The organism is Micromonospora gifhornensis (genome assembly GCF_016863515.1).
Classification (GTDB): domain Bacteria; phylum Actinomycetota; class Actinomycetes; order Mycobacteriales; family Micromonosporaceae; genus Micromonospora; species Micromonospora gifhornensis.
In genome coordinates this window covers 44,006-65,475 of sequence record NZ_BOPA01000040.1, presented here as the reverse complement: position 1 = coordinate 65,475, position 21,470 = coordinate 44,006, and the positions used below count along the sequence as shown (strand labels likewise).

At 70.4% G+C, this 21,470-nt stretch carries 23 protein-coding genes; 5 read left to right on the top strand and 18 right to left on the bottom strand.

Annotation, left to right across the window (positions count from 1 at the left end):
• From Vgi01_RS25515 to Vgi01_RS25505, 3 genes are all read left to right on the top strand, one after another.
• A partial coding sequence (locus Vgi01_RS25515) for a hypothetical protein (RefSeq protein ID WP_204292760.1) occupies positions 1-208 on the top strand: 208 nt, incomplete at its 5' end.
• Between the two features lie 149 nt (positions 209-357).
• Positions 358-1,122, top strand: coding sequence for a DUF5131 family protein (locus Vgi01_RS25510; protein WP_204292759.1), 765 nt, complete (start codon positions 358-360; stop codon positions 1,120-1,122).
• 103 nt (positions 1,123-1,225) lie between these two features.
• Positions 1,226-2,320 (top strand): three-Cys-motif partner protein TcmP, encoded by a 1,095-nt coding sequence (locus Vgi01_RS25505; RefSeq protein ID WP_204292758.1) that lies wholly within the window; start codon positions 1,226-1,228, stop codon positions 2,318-2,320.
• Positions 2,321-2,372: 52 nt separating this feature from the next.
• On the opposite strand, the gene Vgi01_RS25500 is transcribed toward Vgi01_RS25505, so the two are convergent.
• Positions 2,373-2,609: a hypothetical protein gene (locus Vgi01_RS25500; RefSeq protein WP_204292757.1), complete on the bottom strand. Its 237-nt coding sequence runs from the start codon at positions 2,607-2,609 to the stop codon at positions 2,373-2,375.
• Complete coding sequence (locus Vgi01_RS25495; protein ID WP_204292756.1) at positions 2,606-3,112, bottom strand: hypothetical protein; 507 nt, start codon at positions 3,110-3,112, stop codon at positions 2,606-2,608. The genes Vgi01_RS25500 and Vgi01_RS25495 overlap by 4 nt, the downstream gene beginning before the upstream one ends.
• A 74-nt stretch (positions 3,113-3,186) precedes the next feature.
• Between Vgi01_RS25495 and Vgi01_RS25490 the strand changes: the two genes are divergently transcribed.
• Together Vgi01_RS25490 and Vgi01_RS25485 are read left to right on the top strand one after the other, a co-directional pair.
• Positions 3,187-3,906, top strand: coding sequence for a hypothetical protein (locus Vgi01_RS25490; RefSeq protein WP_204292755.1), 720 nt, complete (start codon positions 3,187-3,189; stop codon positions 3,904-3,906).
• Between the two features lie 748 nt (positions 3,907-4,654).
• On the top strand, positions 4,655-7,285 hold the full coding sequence (locus Vgi01_RS25485; protein ID WP_204292754.1) for an AfsR/SARP family transcriptional regulator: 2,631 nt from the start codon (positions 4,655-4,657) through the stop codon (positions 7,283-7,285).
• Between the two features lie 269 nt (positions 7,286-7,554).
• Here Vgi01_RS25485 and Vgi01_RS25480 read toward each other — a convergent pair whose 3' ends face one another.
• The 16 genes from Vgi01_RS25480 to Vgi01_RS25405 all read right to left on the bottom strand — a co-directional run bounded on the left by Vgi01_RS25480 (position 7,555) and on the right by Vgi01_RS25405 (position 21,422).
• Positions 7,555-8,115, bottom strand: coding sequence for a hypothetical protein (locus tag Vgi01_RS25480; protein ID WP_204292753.1), 561 nt, complete (start codon positions 8,113-8,115; stop codon positions 7,555-7,557).
• A 67-nt stretch (positions 8,116-8,182) separates the two neighbouring features.
• A complete protein-coding gene (locus tag Vgi01_RS25475; protein ID WP_204292752.1) occupies positions 8,183-9,241 on the bottom strand; it encodes a M23 family metallopeptidase in 1,059 nt (352 codons plus the stop codon).
• A gap of 476 nt (positions 9,242-9,717) precedes the next feature.
• Entirely contained in the window at positions 9,718-10,803 is a 1,086-nt protein-coding gene (locus Vgi01_RS30870; protein ID WP_239089149.1) for a hypothetical protein, read from the bottom strand.
• Positions 10,804-11,186: 383 nt separating this feature from the next.
• A complete protein-coding gene (locus Vgi01_RS25465) occupies positions 11,187-11,549 on the bottom strand; it encodes a hypothetical protein (RefSeq protein WP_204292751.1) in 363 nt (120 codons plus the stop codon).
• 432 nt (positions 11,550-11,981) lie between these two features.
• Complete coding sequence (locus tag Vgi01_RS25460) at positions 11,982-13,319, bottom strand: hypothetical protein (protein WP_204292750.1); 1,338 nt, start codon at positions 13,317-13,319, stop codon at positions 11,982-11,984.
• 354 nt (positions 13,320-13,673) lie between these two features.
• Positions 13,674-14,192 (bottom strand): hypothetical protein, encoded by a 519-nt coding sequence (locus Vgi01_RS25455; protein WP_146017443.1) that lies wholly within the window; start codon positions 14,190-14,192, stop codon positions 13,674-13,676.
• On the bottom strand, positions 14,189-15,109 hold the full coding sequence (locus tag Vgi01_RS25450) for a DNA-processing protein DprA (protein WP_239089150.1): 921 nt from the start codon (positions 15,107-15,109) through the stop codon (positions 14,189-14,191). The genes Vgi01_RS25455 and Vgi01_RS25450 overlap by 4 nt, the downstream gene beginning before the upstream one ends.
• Complete coding sequence (locus Vgi01_RS25445) at positions 15,109-16,224, bottom strand: hypothetical protein (RefSeq protein ID WP_204292748.1); 1,116 nt, start codon at positions 16,222-16,224, stop codon at positions 15,109-15,111. Before Vgi01_RS25445 ends, Vgi01_RS25450 begins: the two co-directional genes overlap by 1 nt.
• Positions 16,225-16,346: 122 nt before the next feature.
• Positions 16,347-16,697 carry a hypothetical protein gene (locus Vgi01_RS25440; protein WP_204292747.1) on the bottom strand — a complete coding sequence of 117 codons (351 nt, stop codon included), beginning with the start codon at positions 16,695-16,697 and terminating at the stop codon, positions 16,347-16,349.
• On the bottom strand, positions 16,694-17,035 hold the full coding sequence (locus Vgi01_RS25435) for a hypothetical protein (RefSeq protein WP_204292746.1): 342 nt from the start codon (positions 17,033-17,035) through the stop codon (positions 16,694-16,696). Before Vgi01_RS25435 ends, Vgi01_RS25440 begins: the two co-directional genes overlap by 4 nt.
• Entirely contained in the window at positions 17,032-17,673 is a 642-nt protein-coding gene (locus Vgi01_RS25430; RefSeq protein ID WP_204292745.1) for a diguanylate cyclase domain-containing protein, read from the bottom strand. Before Vgi01_RS25430 ends, Vgi01_RS25435 begins: the two co-directional genes overlap by 4 nt.
• Positions 17,674-17,830: 157 nt before the next feature.
• Positions 17,831-18,844: a DUF4192 domain-containing protein gene (locus Vgi01_RS25425; RefSeq protein WP_204292744.1), complete on the bottom strand. Its 1,014-nt coding sequence runs from the start codon at positions 18,842-18,844 to the stop codon at positions 17,831-17,833.
• Between the two features lie 48 nt (positions 18,845-18,892).
• Positions 18,893-19,246, bottom strand: coding sequence for a DUF3846 domain-containing protein (locus Vgi01_RS25420; RefSeq protein ID WP_204292743.1), 354 nt, complete (start codon positions 19,244-19,246; stop codon positions 18,893-18,895).
• Between the two features lie 132 nt (positions 19,247-19,378).
• Positions 19,379-20,122 carry a hypothetical protein gene (locus tag Vgi01_RS25415; protein ID WP_204292742.1) on the bottom strand — a complete coding sequence of 248 codons (744 nt, stop codon included), beginning with the start codon at positions 20,120-20,122 and terminating at the stop codon, positions 19,379-19,381.
• Between the two features lie 50 nt (positions 20,123-20,172).
• Positions 20,173-20,859 (bottom strand): hypothetical protein, encoded by a 687-nt coding sequence (locus Vgi01_RS25410; protein WP_204292741.1) that lies wholly within the window; start codon positions 20,857-20,859, stop codon positions 20,173-20,175.
• 134 nt (positions 20,860-20,993) lie between these two features.
• Positions 20,994-21,422, bottom strand: a complete 429-nt coding sequence (locus Vgi01_RS25405; RefSeq protein WP_204292740.1) for a hypothetical protein — start codon at positions 21,420-21,422, stop codon at positions 20,994-20,996.
• Positions 21,423-21,470 lie beyond the last annotated feature (48 nt).

Genomic DNA, 21,470 nt, shown 5'->3' with positions numbered 1-21,470 from the left:
AGCCTTCCTACGCCAGCAGACGGCAGCCTTCTGCAAGGTGTTCGGCACTGATGCCGACTACCGGTCTCGTGACCTGCGTAAGGTCGGCGATTCCAACTGCTGGGCCTTCTTCGTGGGGGTGCCCCTGGCCGGCGGCGAACCGATCGTCACGGCGGGCGACGAGTTCGGATACGACGCCGAGCGCTGCCCCGGCAAGCTGTACGGGTGACTTCCGGGACTGCCAGCGTCTATCCGCTTACCAAGCCCGTTGTACGCGGTGACGCGACACCGACGGCGACCAGGAAGCGGCGATGTTCAACGATCCCCTTCCATATCGTACGGACGTTCGACAGGATAGGCTTGTCGGGAGGTGATGTGGTGGCGGACCACAGTCCCATCGAGTGGACAGAGGCGACGTGGAACCCCACCACTGGATGCGATCGCATCTCCCGGGGCTGCGACAACTGCTACGCCCTCACCCTGTCTAAGCGGCTGAAGGCCATGGGCTCAGCCAAGTACCAGACCGACGGTGATCCGCGAACCTCCGGCCCCGGCTTCGGAGTCGCGGTACACGAAGACACCCTGAACGTCCCCCGACGCTGGCGCGATCCCCGGATCGTGTTCGTGAACTCGATGTCGGATCTCTTCCACGCTCGAGTACCGCTGCCGTTCGTGCAGCGGGTATTCGAGGTGATGCGCGAGACGCCGCAACATACCTACCAACTGCTCACCAAACGAGCCGCCAGGCTGGCGAAGGTGGCCCCGCAGCTGGACTGGGCCCCAAACATCTGGATGGGCGTCAGCGTGGAGGACACCACAGAACTCTCCCGCGTGGACGACTTGCGGCAGGTTCCCGCCGCTGTTCGATTCATCTCCGCAGAACCCCTGCTCGGCCCGTTGACCGACTTGAACCTGGACGGTATCGACTGGCTCATCGCGGGGGGCGAGTCCGGACCGGCCCACCGACCAGTGGACCCGCTGTGGGTCCGGCAGTTGCGGGACCGGTGCGGTGAGGCGGGGACGGCCTTCTTCTTCAAACAGTGGGGAGGCCGCACGCCGAAGGCTGGCGGCCGCGAGCTGGACGGACGCGAACACTCGGCCATGCCCGCGCGCATGTTCGCTGGCGTTTCGCCAAAGCCATGACCGCCGTACTCGCTTCGCGCAAGCTGGCCACGGTCGACGGGTTTCCACCGACGAGGTTGCGATGAGACACTGACCCCTGACACTCGGTAGCCAGGGGGTGGGGATGCCGGTCAATGGTGAGGTGCCGTGGGAATGCGCGCCACACACGGGCGCCAAGCACGACATCTACCAGCGCTACCTCGAGCGATGGTTTCCCATCCTCCTCGCCGGCTCTAACGCTTACCCCTCGGTCACCTACGCCGAAGGCTTCTCGGGCCCTGGGATCTACAAGGGCGGCGAGGATGGTTCGCCAGTTATCGCGATGCGCGCGCTGGTCTCCAAGGTGCCCAGAACCAAGGGCATCGCCCGCTTCGCCTTCGTCGACGACGACCAGCGCTGCGTCGACATGCTCCGGGAGACCCTGACGAAGGCGTTCCCTGAACGGCCACGCACCGACGCCGCCATGCCCGTGAAGATCGTTAAGGGCACTTGCGTCACGCGTCTGGAGGCCACACTCGACGAGATGCGCGCTTGGGGGCAACCGATCTTCGCCAACCTCGACTCCTGGGGTAACGCGCCAGTGCCGTATCGCCTCCTGCGACGCCTGGCCGCGAACGTCTCCAGCGAGGTCATCGTCACCCTGTTTCCGCAGCACTTCGTGCGCTTCGTCAGCGACCTCGGCGAAGCCGGCGACGCAGTCTTCGGCGGCGACCCGACTTGGCGAACCGTGGCAGACCTGCCGCCAGCAGCGAAAAGCCGGCACATCCTCACCTGCTACCGACAAGCTCTGCGCGCGGCAGGCTTTCCCTACCTGCTGGACTTCGAGCTGATCCCGAGGAAGGGACAACCGCTCTACCTGATCTTCGGCACCGGCCATCGCCTCGGCGTGCAGAAGATGAAGGACAGCCTCTGGGAAGTCGACCGCACCCAAGGCGTCGGCTTCCGCGATCCCCGCGACGAGCAGGCCGAGACGCTGTTCGACATCGACGAGCCACAACTCGGACCGCTGACCCGACTACTCACCCAACGACTCCGAGACAGCGGACCCGCCCGCGTCGAAGACCTGCGTCAGTTCACCCTGCTAGAAACGGTGTACCGACCCGAGCACGTGATCAGGGCACTGAAGCCCCTCATGGCCCACGGCGCACTCAGCGTCGAAAGCGGCGGCGCGCTGCGGCGCACCTCCCGCGTCTCCCTCGCCCCAGCCTCCGCCGTCTAGAGGGCGTTTTGTTTCTGCTGGTCCAGGCGTTGCGCCCAGCGGGCCGCCACAGTCAGCAGGCGGCGGAACTGCTTCCGTGCTGAAACAGTCGCGACTGTGCTGACAAGGTGCCGAACATCCGAGCACCATCGGAGCACCACACGATCAACTCACCGTCACGCCCGACGTTCTGAATATCACTGAGTACCCGCTGGCCGCAGCTTGCTGCCGCGCGGGACAGCCCGGCCGAACCCGTATCGCCCGGGTCGTAGACGAATGCCACCAGGCTCGCCAGCGAACGGTGGTTCATGTAGTCCGGTAGTACATGTCGAGAAACGCCGCGTACCGATCGGCGTCGTACGAATCCTCCACCCAAGCAATCTCGTCGAGGATCTGTCGAGCCTCATCGGTGCACAGGCTTGCGAGGTACTCCTTCGTCCTGGCCACACCCGCTCCCAACATGAGTTCCGCATCGATGGCACCGGTCGCGTCCATGCTGGTGCGGCGGGCGCGATGAACCAGCAACGCGTCCTCGACATCACCGGCATACCAGAGCTGAACGGCGCAGATCCGCATCAGCTGCGTATTACCGGAGATGGTGCCCCTGCCAGCGTAGGTATCCGTCTCGTACCGGGTCTCACGGATGAGGACATCCCGAACGATCGGAACCTGGTCGGGGGCGACGCGCAACCCGTAGGCCGCCAAGTGCTGGTCGGCATCCCGCTCGTACTGATCATCATCATCCATCCCCACGCGCCGTGTGTAGCAGCAGCCGAGCGCCACCGGCCAGGCGACGCTGCCAAACGCCGGCACGAACGCGAGCGCAGGAGAGAAAGGCCGCCTGCGCAGAGGGAGTCCCGCCTCTGGCCCGGCGGTACAGTTCGTCCATGGCCCTGCCTGTCTTCTACGCACGGCCGGAACTCGTGGGCAGCACCCTCAACGTCGTGCCCGCCCCGGCCAGCTGGGACACGGCCGGGTCACTCGGCCAGGTCCGCTCCGCCGCGTTCACCGCCGACGTCTTGGCGGCCATCGCCCCGACAATGGCTGTCGTACCGGATCCACTCGCACTGCGACTGGATATCGGGCTGCCGGACACGGTGCCCCTGCTCTTGCACAACGACCTCGACAACTACCTGTTCACGCTCGTCCCGACGCTGACCAAGGGCACCCTGCGGCAGTTCGCCTCGGTATGGGCGACCAAGCAGCACGCAGCGACATCCTCAGTCGCGGTGTGCCAGACCCGGCCCACCCCCGACCCCGGCGGGATGTACTCGCTACAGGTGCACACCACCGCATCGGCAACTACCACCACCTACAAGCGGCAGATCCACGACCAGATCAGCACCGCCCCACCACTTCCCGACGGCGGCATCGCCCTGCAACTCGCGTTCGTAATCGGTCCCCGCCGCGCCTGGCCCAACCTCTGGAAGGCCACGATCGACTCACTCGGCCCAATCCTCGGGCGAGACCCCGGCGCCCGCGAATGGGACACACGCGACGACCGAATAACGAACCTCGGACTGCACTGCACCACAGACCCGTCCGTGGGCAACCAGGTCACCATCGCAATCCGAGCCTGCACAACCGACACCCACACAGCCCCCTGACAAACAGATCCAGCACAGCTGAGCCCCGCCCCTGCGCGCTGGCTGCCCGGCGAACGGGAGACGTCCGTTGGCGAAGCGGGCTCGTCCGCCGACGGCAGCCTGAACGCCTCCGCGCCCACGCCACTCACGACGCACAGCCTCGGTTTCCTCCTCTGCCCGTGGCCGCAGGCAGACGACCTGCAAAGTTCCGCATCTTCCCACGTTGGCCGGTCGCTGCGGCGGCTGCTGTGGTCGCAACCAGCCGTCCGGGCATCGGAGGCCAGCGGCGACATCCCCGCTCATTCGGGAAGCCTCACCGCCGCACATCGTCGCCCGTACCGGGGCGGCCAATACGACAGGCAGGTCGGCGCGTTACAGCAGGCGGAAGTCGTCCGGTGTTGCCCACGCGGATTCCCGGGGCACGCTCACGGAATCCCGCGTGAAAGACAGATCATCGAAGCTTGTGGACTTGCAACCCGGGTGTCGGGCTCCGCCTGAAAGTTCAGCCGGCGTTGACACCGGAGACGTGGCTGCACCCGAGCATGCTCCACTGGCGCCATCACCAACGCCCAACACGGCCGTGACCTGCGGTTGTAAGGTTGTGTAAGAACGTGTGAGGTCTTGTAAGCATCGACACCAGCACATCTGCCCCGTGCCGCTCTTACCGTCGGTCCCACCACAGAGGATCCGTACGGCGAGGAGACCGGGCATGCCACGATCTGCTGCTTGCGCAACCGTTGTCGCCACGTGCGGCACTGTCCTGATCGCGGTGGCACCGCCGGTCACGCTGTTCCTGACCGGCGTGGTCTCCCTCACGGCGCCGTCACCGGAGCAGCTACGGGCGTGGCTGCAGCAACCCCTCACCACCGGCTTCGTGGCCGCACTTCTGCAGATCAGCGCATGGCTGCTCTGGACATTGCTCGCCGCCACCGTGTCCCGCCGCGTGTATCACACCTTCGCCCGTCGGATCCGGTGGCGCATCGCGCTTCGGCTGCCCACCCCTCTGCAGGGTCTCGCGGCAGCGTTCTTCGGCGCCACCGCCGTGACCACCGCCGCGGTCCCCGCTATCGCGCACGCCACCTCCGCTACAGGCGCCGTCCCACTCGACCCGGCGCCGCCAACCGTCGACGAAGCAGTCAAAGAACAGGGAACACGCGAGCCGGCGACGCCGACCTACACGGTGCGACGTGGCGACACCCTGTCCGCCATCGCCGACCGCTTCCTCGACGACCCCGACCGGTGGCGGGAGATCTACGCCCTCAACCGCGGCACCCAATATCCCCACATCGGCGGCAGCCTCAAAGACCCGAACCTGATCCGCCCTGGCTGGACCCTCGACCTGCCCGCCGTACACACCACCCCACCCGAGACGCCAGACAAGCAGACTCCCACCAGTCCCTCCACCTCGGACACACCGTCCGACACCTGCGCCGCGCCATCACCCTCGCCCACGACACCTCCGCACCACACGCCCAGTCCAGCGTCGTCGGCAGCTGCCGACGATCCGTCCACCACCCCGCCACCGGACGACAACTTTTCGGCCCCCTCGACTGGCTGGATTCGGATCACCGGGGGCGCGATGGGAGCCGGCCTGGCCGCCGCCGTCATCTACGCCGTCACGAGAGCACGCCAGCGCGGCGGCCACCAACACCAGCGCCCGCCAGCCACCAGCCCGCCTCCACGAGACACCCGCCTGGCGTCACCCCTGGCCGCGTCGACCCGCCTCCGGCAAGGTATGCGGCACGCCGTACCGCAACCGCAGGATGACCCACACGCGCACCGCTCGGCCGCCAGCACGGACACCTGCGCAGACGCGACACCCTCGGCGTCGCCCCGCAAACCCAGCGGCGCGGACCTGGCAGGTGCCGGCTCCCTCCCGGTCACCGTGGGCCTCGGCCTGGACGGACCTGCCGCCCCGGACGCCGCCCGTGCCCTCCTGATCGCCACCCTCACCGCCGGTGACGACATGCCGGACGGGCAAGGCCGCGTCATCATCCCCGCCTCGACCCTGACCACACTGCTCGGCGCCGCCGCAGCCGACCTCCACCCGATGCCGCGACTCACCGTCGCCCCGACGTTCGCCGTCGCGCTCACGCTCCTCGAAGAGGAAATCATCCGCCGCAGCCGCATCGTCGCCGACCAGCAGGCCGCCACCGTCGACGCGCTGCGCGAGGGAGAACTCCTCAGCGAACCGCTACCGCAACTACTGCTCATCACTGACGTGCCCGACCAGCCTTGGCACACCCGGCTGGCCACCGCCGTCCGCCTCGGCAGGAACGTCGACATCGGTGTCGCCCTGATCGGCGCCTGGCCCGCCGGCACCACCCTCACCGTCTCCGCAGACGGCACCACCGAAGGCGGCGACGGCGAACGCCTCGCCGTGCTCGACCCGACCGCGACGACCACCATCCTGACCACGCTCGCGCAAGCCCACGGCGACGCCGCACCCTCCACCGACCGGTCCACGCCCGCCGTCCGTCCCCAGCCACAGCCCGCCACACCAGCCACCGACGTCCACGCGGCCGACGAACCCGAAACCCGCAACCCCGCGCCTGACCCTCCCGCCCCGCACAACGAAGCCGCCACCGACCCGTCCGACGCCACCCGGCCCACCGAGAGCACCTCCGTACGGCGAGTCCACGCCCGAGTCCTCGGCACACCCGCAATCCTCGGCCCCGACGGCGATCCCGTCCGCGGCCTACGCGCCAAGAGCCTGGAACTATTCGTCTACCTCGTCGTCCACCGCGACGGCGCCGCCCTCGACGACATCATGGAAGCCATCTGGCCCGACGTGACCGTCTCCCGCGCCGCCGAACGCCTCTCCACCTGCGTGGCCAACCTGCGCAGCGTCATCCGCTCCATCGCCCACACCAACACCCCACCCACCGCCACCGCTGCCAAAATCGAACCAGTGATCAACACCGGTGGCCGGTACCACCTCAACCCGGCCCTGCTGCAGGTCGACTGGTGGACCGTCGAGGACGCATACACCCGACTCGCCACCGCAGCCGACGACGCCAGCCGCCTGGCCCTCCTACAGACCGCGATCGCCGTCACCAGCGGTGGCCTGGCCGACGGCAGCGACTACGAATGGATCGACACCGACCGCGAGCACACCCGACGCCGGCTGGTCAAAATGTACGCCCACGCCGCCGGACTGCACGCCGACCGCGACCCCGCCGCCGCGCTCGCCCTCTACGACGCCGCCTGCGCACTCGACCCGCTCTCCGAGGAACTGGCCCGCCGCGCCATGCGCACCGCCGCCCGCCTCGGCGACACCACCGGCGTACGGGAACGTCTCGCCGTCCTGCGCCGAGACCTCGACGACGCCGGAATCGCCATAGACCCGGCCACCGAGGAACTGGCCGCCACACTGCTGCGCGACCTGCCCAACTCGTGAGCATCCCCATCGTGCGCCTGGTGGACGCGACCAAGACATACCGCCGCCACGGGCCGTCGCCCCCTTTCCCCGACCGGCAGCAGCACCCCACCGAACCGGCACCAGCCCCCAGGAGCACCACCACCAAAGGGCGGAGATCCGCCACGACGAACGCGCCCGCACTACCGGACCTGATTCCACAGCGTCGCCATCAACGAGTGACCCGACCAGCGTCTGAGAATAATCGGGCGCGAGGGCGGGGTGAGGGCGAGCACCAGGGCCGGGGGAGCCTACTTGACGACGTGAAAGTCGGGGTGATTGATCCACCTGGCCGTCGCCTCTGCGTCGAGGTACCCGGCACCATCGACACGGACGCAGCGGCCCCCGCCGTCGAGGTGGTCAAGCAGGTCGGGGCAGGGTAGGCCGTCAAGCTCGACGAACACCCAGCCCTCGATTCGGCCCGCTACTCGTTGAGCTATCTGGGCCAGAGCGAGTCGTCCAGCACGATCGCTGACGAAGATGTGCAGCTCGACGACGCAGCCCATCGCCATCCCCGCCGCTTGCTCGACGAGCCGCAGCTCCTCGGCATCAACATCGGCGCCCGGCGCGCCGATGACGTACCCGTAAGGCACACCATCGGCGGAGTACCAGTAGCGCGGATCGGGCTCGTACCGATGCAGCCCCTCAGCGATCATCTCCTCAATCACGATCGACTCGATCCGCTCGGTGTCGTGAGGAGCCAGGATGCTTAACGCTGTTCCACCCATGGCAACGAGTAGATAGCATCCGACGTCCTGCAGCCGCATGCGGTGACACGCGGCCAGGTTCTGCCCATCCATCAACAGCCCCATGACTCCTTCCGTGCTGATTCATTTACTGTGAGTAGTTTGCTTGGGTGCAAAAAGGGACTGCCGCGCCTCACGGGCCCGTCGTCGCTGGCGTCGGTGCGGTCAGGTCGATGCCACGGATAGCGAAGAAGTCGACGGGGTCAACGGCGTTGGCATCGATCGCGGGCTGGCCGGTGTGGGTTTCCAGATGCAGGTGGGGTCCGGAGGAGTGGCCGCTGCTGCCGACCTGGCCGATGACCTGACCGACGGTGACCTGCTGGCCTACCTCGACCGGTGGGCGGCGCAGCATGTGGCAGTACCGGGTGACCGTCGAGTCGGAGTGCTCCAGCTCGACGAACCAGCCGCAGCCTGCGACGTTGACCGGATGCCCGTCCACGTCACAGGAGTAAGGGCTGCCGTTACGCAGGTGGGCGTCGCAGACCACGCGGATGACCAGCCCGGTGGCGGCGGCGTGGATCGGGCTGCCCTTGGGTGCGGCGATGTCGACGCCGTCGTGGCCGGGCCGGCCTTCGGTGCGGAACCCGGACCCCAAGCCTCCCTGGACTGGCTTCGTCCAGCCGCCGACGCTGACGCACGGCGCACCGGAATCGCCCGAGTCGACCGGCCCGCCGGCGACGAGCCCGACGAGGAGTGCCGCGTCGTTCTCCCACGGTGCGTAGGCGTCCGGAAAGGCCGACTGCTGCACGGCCTGCGCGGCGACGGTCAGCGGCATCAGCTCCCAACCGGCGATGGTGACGAGCTTGCGGTAGAACGCCGCCGCCGCGTACTCGGGATCCATGATCTGCACCGGTGTGCCCCAACCCTGGCTCGGCCGTTGCTGAAACAGGCCGAGGGAATCGTGGTCGTTGCGGTCACCGAGATGGCCGAGATTGCGCAACCCGGATTCCTGTAGTGCGGTGGCCACTGCGATCACCTGACCTCGCAGTGGGATCCCTTGCTGGACGCCGACAGTAACGATGACCTGCGCGAAGTGCCTTTGCTCGACGTCGTAGCGGCCGATCGCGCCGCCTGGGACGGCGGCCACCGAACAGGCCGACACCGCCCCGGTGAGTGCGATCAGACCGGCGACGCACAGGAACGCGACGCCGACGACGACCGAGCCGACCAGGGCGATGATCCGGCTGGTCATGCGAGGATCCTGATGAGTGCGGGCATGATGTTTCCTCTCGAGATGGATGTGTTGGCGGGTGATCTGTCGTGCCAACGGCGGATGTCTCTAGTGGTTTGTGGCGCGAAGGCTCGCTGCGCCGGGTAGGGCATGGCGCTGTCGGCGTACACCGCCGAGAAAGTTCGCTCTCTATTCAGTGCGGCCATGACTCCGCCTGTGGCAACCACCTCGGGGCTGTTGGGGTTCTGCGCGGTCGACGTCGACCCCGACGCGATCACGCCGTAGATCGCCGGGCTCGGTCTGCCCTTCGTCACCGTGGACCTGGCGTTGCGCGCCGACGGTGTGTGGAGGGTCGTCGAACTCGGCGACGGGCAGGTCAGCGACCGGTCCACCACCCATCGCACCCGAGACCCTGATCGCCGCCCTGTCGACCCGTTGATGCTGGGCGGCGCTCCTGCCTGCCGCCGCCCGACCGCGGCGCTGGTCGGCTGCGATGGTCAGCTGGCCGGGCGAGGGCCATGGCCGTTGCGGGCAGCCAACTGCGCGATCCGGTCGATCAACGTCAGCGGCGAGTCGAGAAGACCACTGGCTCCGGTGCGGCGGATCCACTGCACCTGCCGCAGAGAGATGTCGTGCCGGACGGCGAACTCGGCCAGTTCGACGTCGGGGTTCGCCTTCAGCTCGGCCCACAACTGCCGCCACCGGTCGTAGGACGCCTGGTCCTGCGGCACCCTGCGCAGCACGTCGGCCGGCGGCATCGGCCCGGCGGGCAACCCGGCGGTGGGGGTCTGCGCGGCGTCCGGGTCGCTGTCGAGGATCGGCGCCGCCGGGGGTGTCAGGTCGGCGCCGATGACACGGGCCCAGCCGGGCACGTCGGCCTGGGTGGTGAGCGCGGCGGCGACGGCGTCGAGGTCGAGGGTGGTGGCGGCGATGTCGGCCCGGACGGGGTCGTCGTGCCGGGACCGGATCAGCGTCTCCACGTGGGTGGCGAGGGCGGCGCGACGCTTTTCGTCACGCAGCTGCCGGCGGGCGAGGTCGAGGGCTTGATGCAGGGGGAGCCGCTGCGCGACGGCGAGGGAACGGGCGCGGCGGGTGACGGCGGGCTCGCGCCACCACTGGACGATGCCGAAGACCGGGGCGGTGTCGGCGAGTTTCCCGGCCGCGCGCAGCGCGTCGCGGCGTCGGGCGGCGCTGTGCATCAGCCAGATCGCGTAGGCGAAGACTCCGAGGCCGCCGAAGACGACCGCCAGGTACATCACGTCGGCGTGACCGATGATGTTGATCGCGACGCCGATGGTGACTGTGGCGGCGGACAGGATGCGCCACCCGTAGGCGGCTTCGCCGAGGCGTTGCCGCCAGTCGGCGAAGGCCGCGGTGACCGCGCCACCGAGGTCGATGACGACCGCGAACGGTGCGACGAACAGGGCCCGCCACCACCAGTCCAGGTTGGCGGGCCACGGCGGGGTCTGCACACCGACCCAGATCTGGCCGATGGTGGAGCCGAGAGCGGCGATGGCGTAGAAGACCCAGGCGGCGTGTTCGACCGCCGCGCGGCGTGGCTGCCGCGTCCGGTTGCCGTTCATTGGTGATCCACCCGCTGCCGCAGGTGACGCTCATCGTGGTTCATGGTGTCTCCTTCATGTGGAGGGCCCGGCGTCCCCCAGTTCGGGGACGCCGGGCGCAGAGGGTGCAGTCGTCCGGCCGGGACCAGCAGCCCAGGCCGAGGCCCGCCGACCGGTGTGACCTCAGGTGGTGAGGCGCCAGCGGCGGTCGGCGGCGGTGCAGTCGCCGCCGACGGCAGGAACGCCACGACCGGTGTCGTGGAGGCGCCCCGCGTCGCCGATACGTGTCGACGGTGATGTCGGACGGGGGGATGGTGGCGCCTGGTGACGTCCCTCGCCGGTGATCAGTGGCGTGGGATGTGGCGGGACCGGAGGCGAGGGGGTGTCCGCGCGCGTGCCGCCGGTCAGGACTCGGGCCGCCAGGTCCAGTGTTCGCCGGTGCCGTTGTAGCCGCTGCGGAACCCGCGGCACACCACCTCACCGGCATCGTCGACGACCTGCACCTGCCAGTACACGCTCAGACCGCGCAGTTCGCGCGCAACGTACCGTTCGATGTCCTCGACGGTGCCGAATCGGGTGCCGACGTCGGCCGGAACGTCGGCGTCGGCGGCGAGCGTCGGCCCGCCCACCAGGGATCTGTCGCCACGGATCGACACGTACAGCACACGCAGCATCACGCCCTCCAGCGGGTCGGGAGGGGCCGCACTGGCCGCGATCGGTTCCTGGACTCCCGCCGAGGCGGCGGCGTCGCGGTCGTACCGGCACACTGCGATGACCGCACGGCGAGGTGACGGTCGCCAGCGTGCAGGCGGTTGGACGGGTCACGGGTGCCGTCTTCCGCCTGGCGAGGCAGCCCGGCGGTGACGGCGGGACCGGTGCTGTGGTGGTGCGGACGGCAGTGTCGTGGGGCTGCCATGGCAGGACTCCGTTCTCATGATTGGCGGGTGCGGGCACGACCATCTGGCCGTGCCCGCCGTGGTGCCGATGGCCGGGCGCAGGCCTGACGCCACAGGTGCAGACGGTTCCGCGAGCGCCGGCAGCTGCCGGGCGGTCCTGTCGCAGGTGTGGTGCGTCGGTAGGGCGGCGCATGGCGCCGCCCTACCGGATCTCGCACGAGGTGGATGCCCTGGACTCTCGGTGCAGCGCGCGGTGGGACGCCGTGGTGCTGCTTGCCGTCCGACGGCTTCCGGCTCCTCCTTCTACGCGGGTAGAAGGGTTGCCGCCAGCGCGGCGGTCCGCGGTGCCGTCCGGAAGATCGACACGGCGTTGGCGTCGATGTCGGCGACACCGTCGATGCGTTCCAACGTGGTGAAGGGCAGCCGCGCGTGGGGACCGACGCGGAACACAGGCAGGTCGGCATGCTGACGCGCGACGATCATCCCGTCGGCGGTTTCGTAGTCGCCGAAACAGTCGTTTTCGAGTCCGTCGACGTCTGTTTCCTGGTTGCCGGTGCAGACGACGACGAGGTCGTAGGTGCGGCCCTCGATGAGTCCCGCACCGGGCAACGCGATCGGCAGGACGCGGCGCGGCAGCACGGTGAGGCGCTGGACACCGAACCGGTCCGGCCGCAGGTAGCGGCCGATGGCCTGATACCTGCCGCGGATCTCCTGCTGCCATTCGTCACACGTGAGCGGTAGGTCGGCGTACCAGTCGACCCGGTCCACTTGGTCGAGCGCGACGGCGGCCATGAACGGCTGCGGGCCGAGACCCAAGCAGGCTTCGACCGCGCACTTGCCGGAATCGCCGCCGCCGATCACGGCGACCCGACGCACTCCCCGCAGCGGCCACACACCCGCCATGCGTTGCAGGAACTGCGGGAAGGTGAGGATGTGCAGCCCGTCGGTGACGTCCTGATTGGTGGGGTCGCCCACGCCCCGGGCGTCGATGATCCGCCCGGCGCGCAGGGAGGCTCGGCCGTCGATCTCGATGTCCAGCCCGGGATAGTCCTGGCTGACGGTCAACACGGTGGCGTCGGTCAGCACGTCGGCGTACTGCGCCAACGTCAGACGCACCACGAACGCCAGGTCCGTGTTCGTGGGGTATTCGCACATGGACACGTTCGCCGGCTGGATCGGTGCTCCCGGCAGATAGTTCACGCTGGCGCCCAGGTCGCCGGCCACACCACCGGCGCCGGCCCGGTTGCGGGAGTTGAGGTAGAAGGTGGGCCGGGCGGTCATGGCGAAGCTGCCACCGACGCGGTCGGCGCGTTCCAGCACCAGCGGCTTCGGGTAGCCGCGCAGGACACGGACCGCCGCGTAGACGGCCGCGTGGACACCGCTGCCGATGATGACCTCACGGTCGCTGTTGTCGGCGGCGAGCAGGTCCCGCTGCCGCTGCTCGTCGGACCAGTATGCGTCGAGAAGCTGGTCGGCGTAGGCGCGGCCGTCAGGGTCCAGGGCGATGCCGGTGAGCCGGGCCTGCGTCGGGCTCGGGAACTCCGATTCCCGTTGCATCATCGCCCGCATTCCGGCAGCGGCGGAGTCCTTCACCGCGACGGCGGTGAGCAGAGCGTCGATCTGTGCCGATGGCGTGAACATGGGTGTCCTTTCTCGGTCACCGGGGACACCGCGCCGGGCCGCGCCCACACCCCGAACCTCCGGGGTTGCGGCACGCGGCCGGCGCGATTCCCCGGAAAGGGGCATGTGGGTAGGTGGTGGGATCGGGCGGTCACCCGGTCCTGGTGGGGGTGCGTCGCCGATCTGGTCGGCGGCGTACGTCCCCCGGGCCTCGCCGTCTGGGCGACGGCGCCGGTGAGAGGGCAGTGGGGGACCCGGGCACGGCCCTGGTGGCCGTGCCCGGGATGTGCGGGTTCGCACAGAGGCGGCCGGGCATCGGCCGGAAGGTGGTGCGGACAGGGGAGCGCGCGCTGACGTCGGCGGGCGATGCTGCCGTCAGGCGGCCCCGGTGAGGGGCCGGATGCGCAGCGGCGGGATCCGCTGCCACGACGCGGCGAGGGTGCCCGGCTGCGCCGGGTGCGCGATCACGTCGTAGTCGCGGATCCACACCGCGTACCAGGGCTCGGCCGGCGCCGCCTGCCGCAGCAGCCGATCCGCGGCGGCCGGGATCCCCGCCAGGGCGGGATGCCCGCCGGCCCGGTACCGCGACCGGCGGCCGGCGAGCATCGGGCAGGCCCTGCGGCTGTAGGCCGCGCACGGCGCACACACCGCCGGTTCCGCCGTGCAGTGGCGCAGCAGGTCGGACTCGCGGGCGAACAGCACCGCCCGCCTGCCCAGCGGCTGGGCGCAGACCTGACACAGGCCGCGGGTCAGGCACTGGTACTGCACCCGGGCGGTGATCGTGCCGAACAGGTGCAGCCCGCCGGACGTGGCCGGGGTGATCCACGGCACGACCAGCCCACCGGAGCGGGGCCGCCCGGCCAACTGCACCGGAATGTCAGGTGTCGCCGTCACCAGCCACCACCACCCTGCACGCCATGCCCAGCCGTGACGTCGGCCAGCACCTGGTCGACGTCGGCGACCGCCCGCACCCGCGCATCGGCGCGCAGCAGCTCATGGCAGCCGGCCGACGTCGCGGAGGTGACCGGGCCGGGCACCACCATCCCGACGCGCCCCAACTCGACCGCGTGCCGCACCGCCGACAGCGCACGGCTGCGTGTCGACGCCTCGACGCAGACCGTGCCGGCCGTCACCGCGGCCAGCAGCCGCTGGTTGGCCACCGCCCGCCGCATGCTCGGCGCGGCGTCGGGCGGCCAGGCGCTGAGCAGCAGACCATCGGCGGCGAGGCGGTCGAACAGGGCACGATGCTGGTACGGATGCCGCTGGTCGAGACCGCAGGGCAGCACCGCGACCGCGGCACCGCCGCCGTCGGCGACCAGCGCCGAGCGCAGCGCGGCACCACCGATACCGAGCCCACCGCAGGACACCACCGTGACGCCGCGACCGGCCAGTTGGGCGGCGAAATAACCTGCCACATGGTTGCCGTAGGGGCTGCTGGCCCGGGAGCCGACGATGCTCACCGCACCGGCCGGCGCCGCGACCGTGGCCGGTCCACGCGCCCACAGACACACCGGCTCGTCGACGTCCAGATCAGCCAGCCCGGCCGGCCAGTCCGGGTCGGTCGGGATCAGCACCCGGCCGCCGTCCTGGCGGGCCTGGTCGACGGCGGCGGCCGCCGTAGCCCACATCTGCTCCGGGCGCAGATGCCGAATCTCCGCCCGGGCCGCAAACGATGCCCCCGGGCGCGACAGCATGTCGCGCACCTCGACCGGGTGGTGCGCGGCCACAAGCTGCCACACCAGGGGGTCGCCGGGTTCGCACACCCAGGCCAACGCGGCCCGCGCGGCCCGCTCGTCGGCGTCGCCGCCCATCACGCCGCCTCCGGCCCGCACCCCGCGTTCGCCGCGGGTGCCGGTTCGTCGGGTCCGCGCAGCACAGGGTCGGACTCGTCGGTGAGGTCGGTCAGGATCTGCCGGGCCACCCGCAACACCGTCTCCGCGCACTCCTTGATTAGGTCCAGGTCACCGTCGGCCCACCCGAGGACGTAGGCATCGGAGTAGGCCGCCGTGTCCATCCCGAGAGCCCGCAACACGATGTGCGCGACGCTTTCGGCCTCGGTCTCCGCCCGCCCCCGATGCACCGTGGCGGCGCCCCCGGTGGCGTCCAGGTGCCCGCAGCGGATGTGCGCCAACTCGTGCAGGGTGGTCTTGGTGCGCTGCGCCGCGTCGACGTCGTCGCGCACCTGCACCACCTGCACACCCCGGTCGCGGACCGTGACGCCGTTGGCGTCGCTGAGCCGCCCGGTGTACGGGGCGACCAGGTCGAAGCGGTACCCCTGGTCGGTGATCAGCCTGACCAGGTCGTCGAAGACACCGGTCGGGTCGTCGCCGACGAGCAACTGGGGGCCGTCGCCGCGCTGGTGCAGCCGCCGCCGCTGCACCACCGTCGGCGGCGTGAACGGTTCCCCGTCGGTCTGACTCAGTTCGAAGGTGTTACCCAACCGGAAACCGACCACCTGCACGGCCGGGCGCCCGGACGGCTCGCGCCGCACGGCACGGCCGGCGGCCTCCCACTCGGCGGCCTGCTCCTCGGTCGGCCGCCGCCTGACCGGCGCCCAGATCTTGAACGCGGTCTCCCCGGCGCGCACATACCGCCGGTGGGCCCTCCAGCCGGTCGAGCCGTCCTTGCGCCCGTAGGGCAGGAAGTAGCGCGGGGCGATGCCGCGTTCCTCGGCCTGCACCAGCAGCAGGATCTGGTTGCCCAGGCTGTAACGGGCGCCGAACGCCGCGACGTGGTCGATGAACTCGACCCACCGGGCCGGCTCGGCCGCCATCGCGGCCAGCCGGGCGTCGAAGTCCGCTTTGATCTTCGCCAGCAGGTCGGCGCGCTCGCCGTCGCCCCCGGCCGGCACACCGGCCCGACGTTTCCTCCCACCCGCAGGCGTCGCCGCGGTGGCCTGGGTGGCCTGTGGACTGTTCGTGGCCATCAGAGTGTGGCCCTCCTATCCCCGCCTCGTGGCGGCGGACAGGTTGGGACCCGACGGCCCCAACCTGCCCGTAGGCACGAGATGAGGCCGCCACCCCGGGTAGGGGGTCAGCACACGTCGAGCTAGTCGGCGCCGGCGTCGGCGACGAACTCGATCCCCCGAGCGTCGTCGACGCCCACGTCAGGGCTGCCCTGGTGGACCAGTGCGGCGATCAGACACGTCACGGCGTGACGGTCTCCGGCCGTCCACTCGCCGGGCAGACTGACGGTCAGGGTGTCGCCACGCGCCACGGCGTCGCCGCAGGCACCACCTGCCGAATCGACCAACATGACCCTGGTCAGCCCGCGGGCCGGCCGGTCCGCCCACACGGCGACCCGCCGCACACCGCACCGCAGATCCCCCACCCGGATCGGCTGATCCGTCAACGGCGGCAGCGGCGCCAGACGGAAGCAGGCGTGGTGAGAGGCGGTCACCGGGCGATCACCACCTCGTCGTCGAGGATGGCGAACCACGGAACGGCCGTCACCCGACGCAGCTGCGCCAGCCACCCGCCGATGGCCGGCAACGGCCCGTCGGCGTCGGGCAGCGGATGCCGGTCGGTGAAACCGGGATCGTCCTCGGCGAGGCTGCCCCTGGTGGCCAGCGTGGCCGCGAAGATCCGGATCGCTTCCCGGGTGACCGCCTCCGCCGTGGCGCCGACGATCAGAATCGGCGCATCGTCCCAGACGATCAGCCCATACACGTCGCCGCCCGGTGCCGCCGCGCCCCGCACCGACGCCCGGCAGCGCACCAGTCGGCGGGCCCTCATCACGCCTGCCCACCGTCGACGGCACCGCGCATCGCAGCAGGGTCGAAGACCACGCACAATCCGCGGCCGGCCTGCTTCGCCGCGCGCAGCGCCCGGTCGGCGTGCACGAGCGCCCGCCGCCGTTCGGCCTCGGTGTGGGGCGTGACGGCGGCGACACCGGCGCAGGCGGTGACCGTGACGGTGACCGGATACACGCCGAGGTCAATGTCGGTGGGTGCGGCGACGGCCGCGACCAGCCGCGCGGCCTGGCCGGCCGGGTCGGCCCGCGCATCGACGATGACGGCGAACTCGTCACGACGCAACCGGAACACCTGCCCGCCGGCCGTCTCGTGCGCAAGACGCCCGGCGGTCAACACGAGCAGTTGGTCGAACGCACGGTCGCCGAACCGCCCCACGAAAGCCCGCATACCGTCGACGTTGATCACCACCACGGCGACCGGTCGTCCGGCGACCGCCAACGCGGCGTGAAACGCGGCCCGGTTACCCAGACCGGTCAGATGGTCGCGGCCCGCAGCGTGCCGGGCCGCGGTGACCGCCGCCCGCCAACGGGCAGCGGCACGCCACCAGGCCAGGTGCCAGGTGACGGCGGCGGTGATCACCACAGCCGCCAGGAGCACGGTGAGCTGCACAGAAGTGGACACTGGTGCCCACACCTCCAATCCCAGAATCGGGGAAGAGGTGAGGGCAGCCGGATGCCACCGGCTGCCCTCACCTCGAACGGTGTGCGCATCTGCGAACGCGAAAGATGCGCAGGCGGTGCCGGCGGCGCCCGGGGCGGGCACCGGAGGAACAGCGGTGTTACTCGTCGGTGGTGGTGCCGGTGGTGGCGGCCCGCCACAGCTGCGGCGGCACACCGGCCTGCAGGGCCTGGCCGAGCAGATGCGCCAGCCGGTAGTCCGGGTCGGCGCGCAGCGCCCGATCGACGGCGATGTTCGCCAACGCGCCGTCACCGGCGAGATAGACGGTGATCGCCAGCAGGCACGCCGGAGCGGGAACCGTCGGTGGCATGGCACGCCGGGTCACATCGATCCACAACTGCCGCTGGGCGTCGCTGCCGTCACAGGTGCTCCACGCGTGGTCCCGCACCTCGGGAACCACGAGCACCGCGGTCAGCCACGCCACGTCCTCGTCGGACAGCGTCTCGCCGCGGGCCGCACACTGATATGCCTGCTCGATCGCCGCGATGCCGTCCCGCATCACCTGCTCCGGTGGCGCCGACCGGCCCTCGCCGGCGGCCCTCACGGTGGTGATGGCCAGCATGCCCGCCAGCCGACGCAGCGCGGTCTCGGTCGCCGCGAACATCCGCTCACGCGGCGGCCCCGTCACCGGCGTGATGAGACGTTCCAACGCGGCCCGGTCCGGCAGCGGGGCGATGCCGAGATAGGCGGCCTCCGCCGGAACCGTGCTGCGGTCCGGGTCGTACGGCACACCGTCGGCGCAGTCGACGTCACCACACAGACACCAGTAACGGCCGTCGTCGACCCGCAGGATCTCACGCACCTGCACGGCCGCAGCCTCCAGCGCCGCAGTCAGCAGGGCAGCGGCCGGCTCGACGCGCTCGGCAGGGCCGTAGCCGACGAGGATCGCCGACGACCCGTACCGGGCGATCATCGTGGCGTGCTGTGCCGCCGGCGCCGCCAGGTGGGCAACCTCGGCCGGCGGCGGCAGGTCCAGGCGGGCGGCGAAGCGGACCCGCGTGTCGTCCAGGACCACGACGACCATGCTGTCGGTCGGCGTGAACCCGATCAGGTACGGCACCACGGCAACAAGATCATCGCCGCTGGTCAGGCGAAGCGTGGCAGGGGTATCCACAGGATGGTCCTCCTTCACAGGGTCGGCGGCCCGAGCCGCCGAGTGGGGTCAACGGAGCGGGGCGAGCGCGGACAGCACCGCGTCGATCTGAGCGGCGGTGAGGCTGACGGGCCGGTCGCCGCGGCGACCGGTGACGGCCACGGGTCCGACCAGCGGCCTCCTGCCGGCGCCGAGGCCCGCGGCGAGCAGCCCGGCGACCGGATTCGGACGCCCCGGCGTCGCCGCGGCGTCCTCGTCACACCACAGCGCGAGGTCACGCCGGCAGGTCGGGATCAGTGCCGGCCGGCCGCCGACAGCGCGGCGCAGGACCGCGGTGACGTCGCCGCGGCGCAGCCGGACACGGTGCTCATGGCTCGTGCCGTCCTCGACGACCACGAGGAACACGAACGGCGTGTCGGTCATGCAGACTCCTTTCTGGAGTCGCCGGGCATGACCGTGTGGCCATGCCCGGCGAGGTGAGTGGCCGGGCATCGGCCAGGAACACCCGACTGCCCGGGCCGCACGGCGCCGGGCAGCAGGGACAAGGGCTTCCGATCAGCCCTGGAACACGACGCGGCCGTCGACGGTGACCTGCACCGGCACCGTGCGGTCGCGTCGCCGCAGCCACGGCTCGGACTGGTCGAGGTCAGCGCAGATCCGCACCGTGCCGTGCCGGTCGACGTAGACGACAACCCGCACCCCGGCGACCCGGATCGCCGGATACGGCACGTCACACGTCGCCGGCACCAGCCGGGCCGCCAGATTCGCCCCGACCGCGGTCACCGGCATGGACGCCTGCACGCGGCGAAACCAGGACGCGTGGCGCCGCCACACCTGCAGGTCGGCGCCCGCGTCACCGCCGTGCCGGGCGGCCCGCCGCTGCACGCGGTCGGCCATGTCGTCACACACCGCCGCCGCCTGCGCGAACAGGTTCGCCCGCGTCAACTCGACCACCAACCGCAGCCCCGCCCGGCGTCGCGGATCACCCACCCGGTACACCCGCAGCAGCAAACCCGCCGAGTCTTCGTACAGATACAGCTCATAGCGGTAGTCGACATCGACGGTGTCGGCAGCGGTGACCTCGTCGCGCGGCAGAGTGCCGGGGAACGCGTCGGCGTAGGCCAGCCACGCCTGCGTGCAGAGCCGGTGACCACCCTCGTCGACCCAGGCCAGCAACTGCGCCACGACCGGGATCAGATACTCAGGGCTGGCCCACTCCGACCGGAACACCCGGGCAGCCCCCGACTGTTCGAAGATGGTGACAACGCCCCGCGTGCCCGGATCCTCTGCAGACGACACCAGAGAAGGCCGATGGCTGTCGTCAGATCCGGATCGGTGACCGCTGGCCGTCATGCGTCGTGGGATTCGACCTGGGCGGTGACGTCGAACGTCACCGTCGCCTCATCGACACCGTCGACCTGGTCGGTGTCCAGACGCAGATACTCGCGGACGTCGTACCCGGTGTCGCCGACACTGACGCCGACATCCGGGATCACGTCGCAGCTGCCGCTGATCGTGAACCGCACCCGGTGGCGCGGCTGATACGGCACCAAGCCGAAGCGTGTGAGGAACGCGTTGAGACCGTCGCGGCAGATGTCACCGTCGCGGTGCCGGTCGATGGCGTACGCGCGGATCTCCGCCAACTCACCGATGTGCCGCTGCCGCAGCTCATCGCACTGCACTACCAGCGCATGGGCCTCATCGACAGCATCCTGCTGGGCGGTCAGCGCCCACGCCACGGCCTGCCGCGTCAGGTCCAGCGCAATCGCCGTATCGGTGACCGGCATCGCGTCGACGTCGGCGTGCAGGTTGCGGACCTGCCCGTCGACCAGGACACGAACCAGGCCCGACCCGTCGACCTGGCTCAACACGACGGCGTTCTCCCGGTAGTCCGGATGCAGGACGGTGACGGCCTGGCCGGGTGCCGCGGACAGCTGCGCCAGCGGCTGGGGCTGCGGGTGCGGGTAGGCGGTGAGCGCACGAAGCGTCCCGGAACCGCTGGCGGGCGAGACAGGCTGGTGCAGGGTGTCGGTCATGGCATCTGCCTTTCATCACAAGAGCCCGGCTGACGACCGGGACAGGGGGAGGAAACGTGCGCCGTATGGCGCCGACGGCGCTGACGCACCGGCCAGAGAAAGAAGGCCGGCCCGCTCGGGCCGGCGCGACGGACTCACAGGAGGTGACCGTTGACGGTGACCGTCGGCGTCGGATCGACCAGCCGCAGCACCGCAGCCGGCGGCACCCTGGCGCGCTCACCGAAGCGGTAGTCGATGACCCACCACCGGTCGCGGCCCTGCCACGCCCCGGCGACCGCCAACGGTGTGCCGTCGAAAGCCAGCACGTCGTCGCCGGCACACAGCGCATGAACGGGTCGCAGACGCACCCCGTCGGCGGGCCGAACCAGCCACCGGGACACGCTGCCCGCCAGCCAACCAGCGGCCGAAAGGTGGGTGTCGTAGTCGACGCCGACACGGGTGTGCGTGACCGACGTGACAGTCGCCGCCACCCACACGCAGCCCGCGTTGACGTGCACCGCCTGCCCGGGATGCACATCGGCGGGCGCGACGACGGTGACGCGGGATCTGAATAACTCCGTCATGCCAGACTCCAATCGTCGAAAGGGATGGAATCCGGGCACGGCGACGCG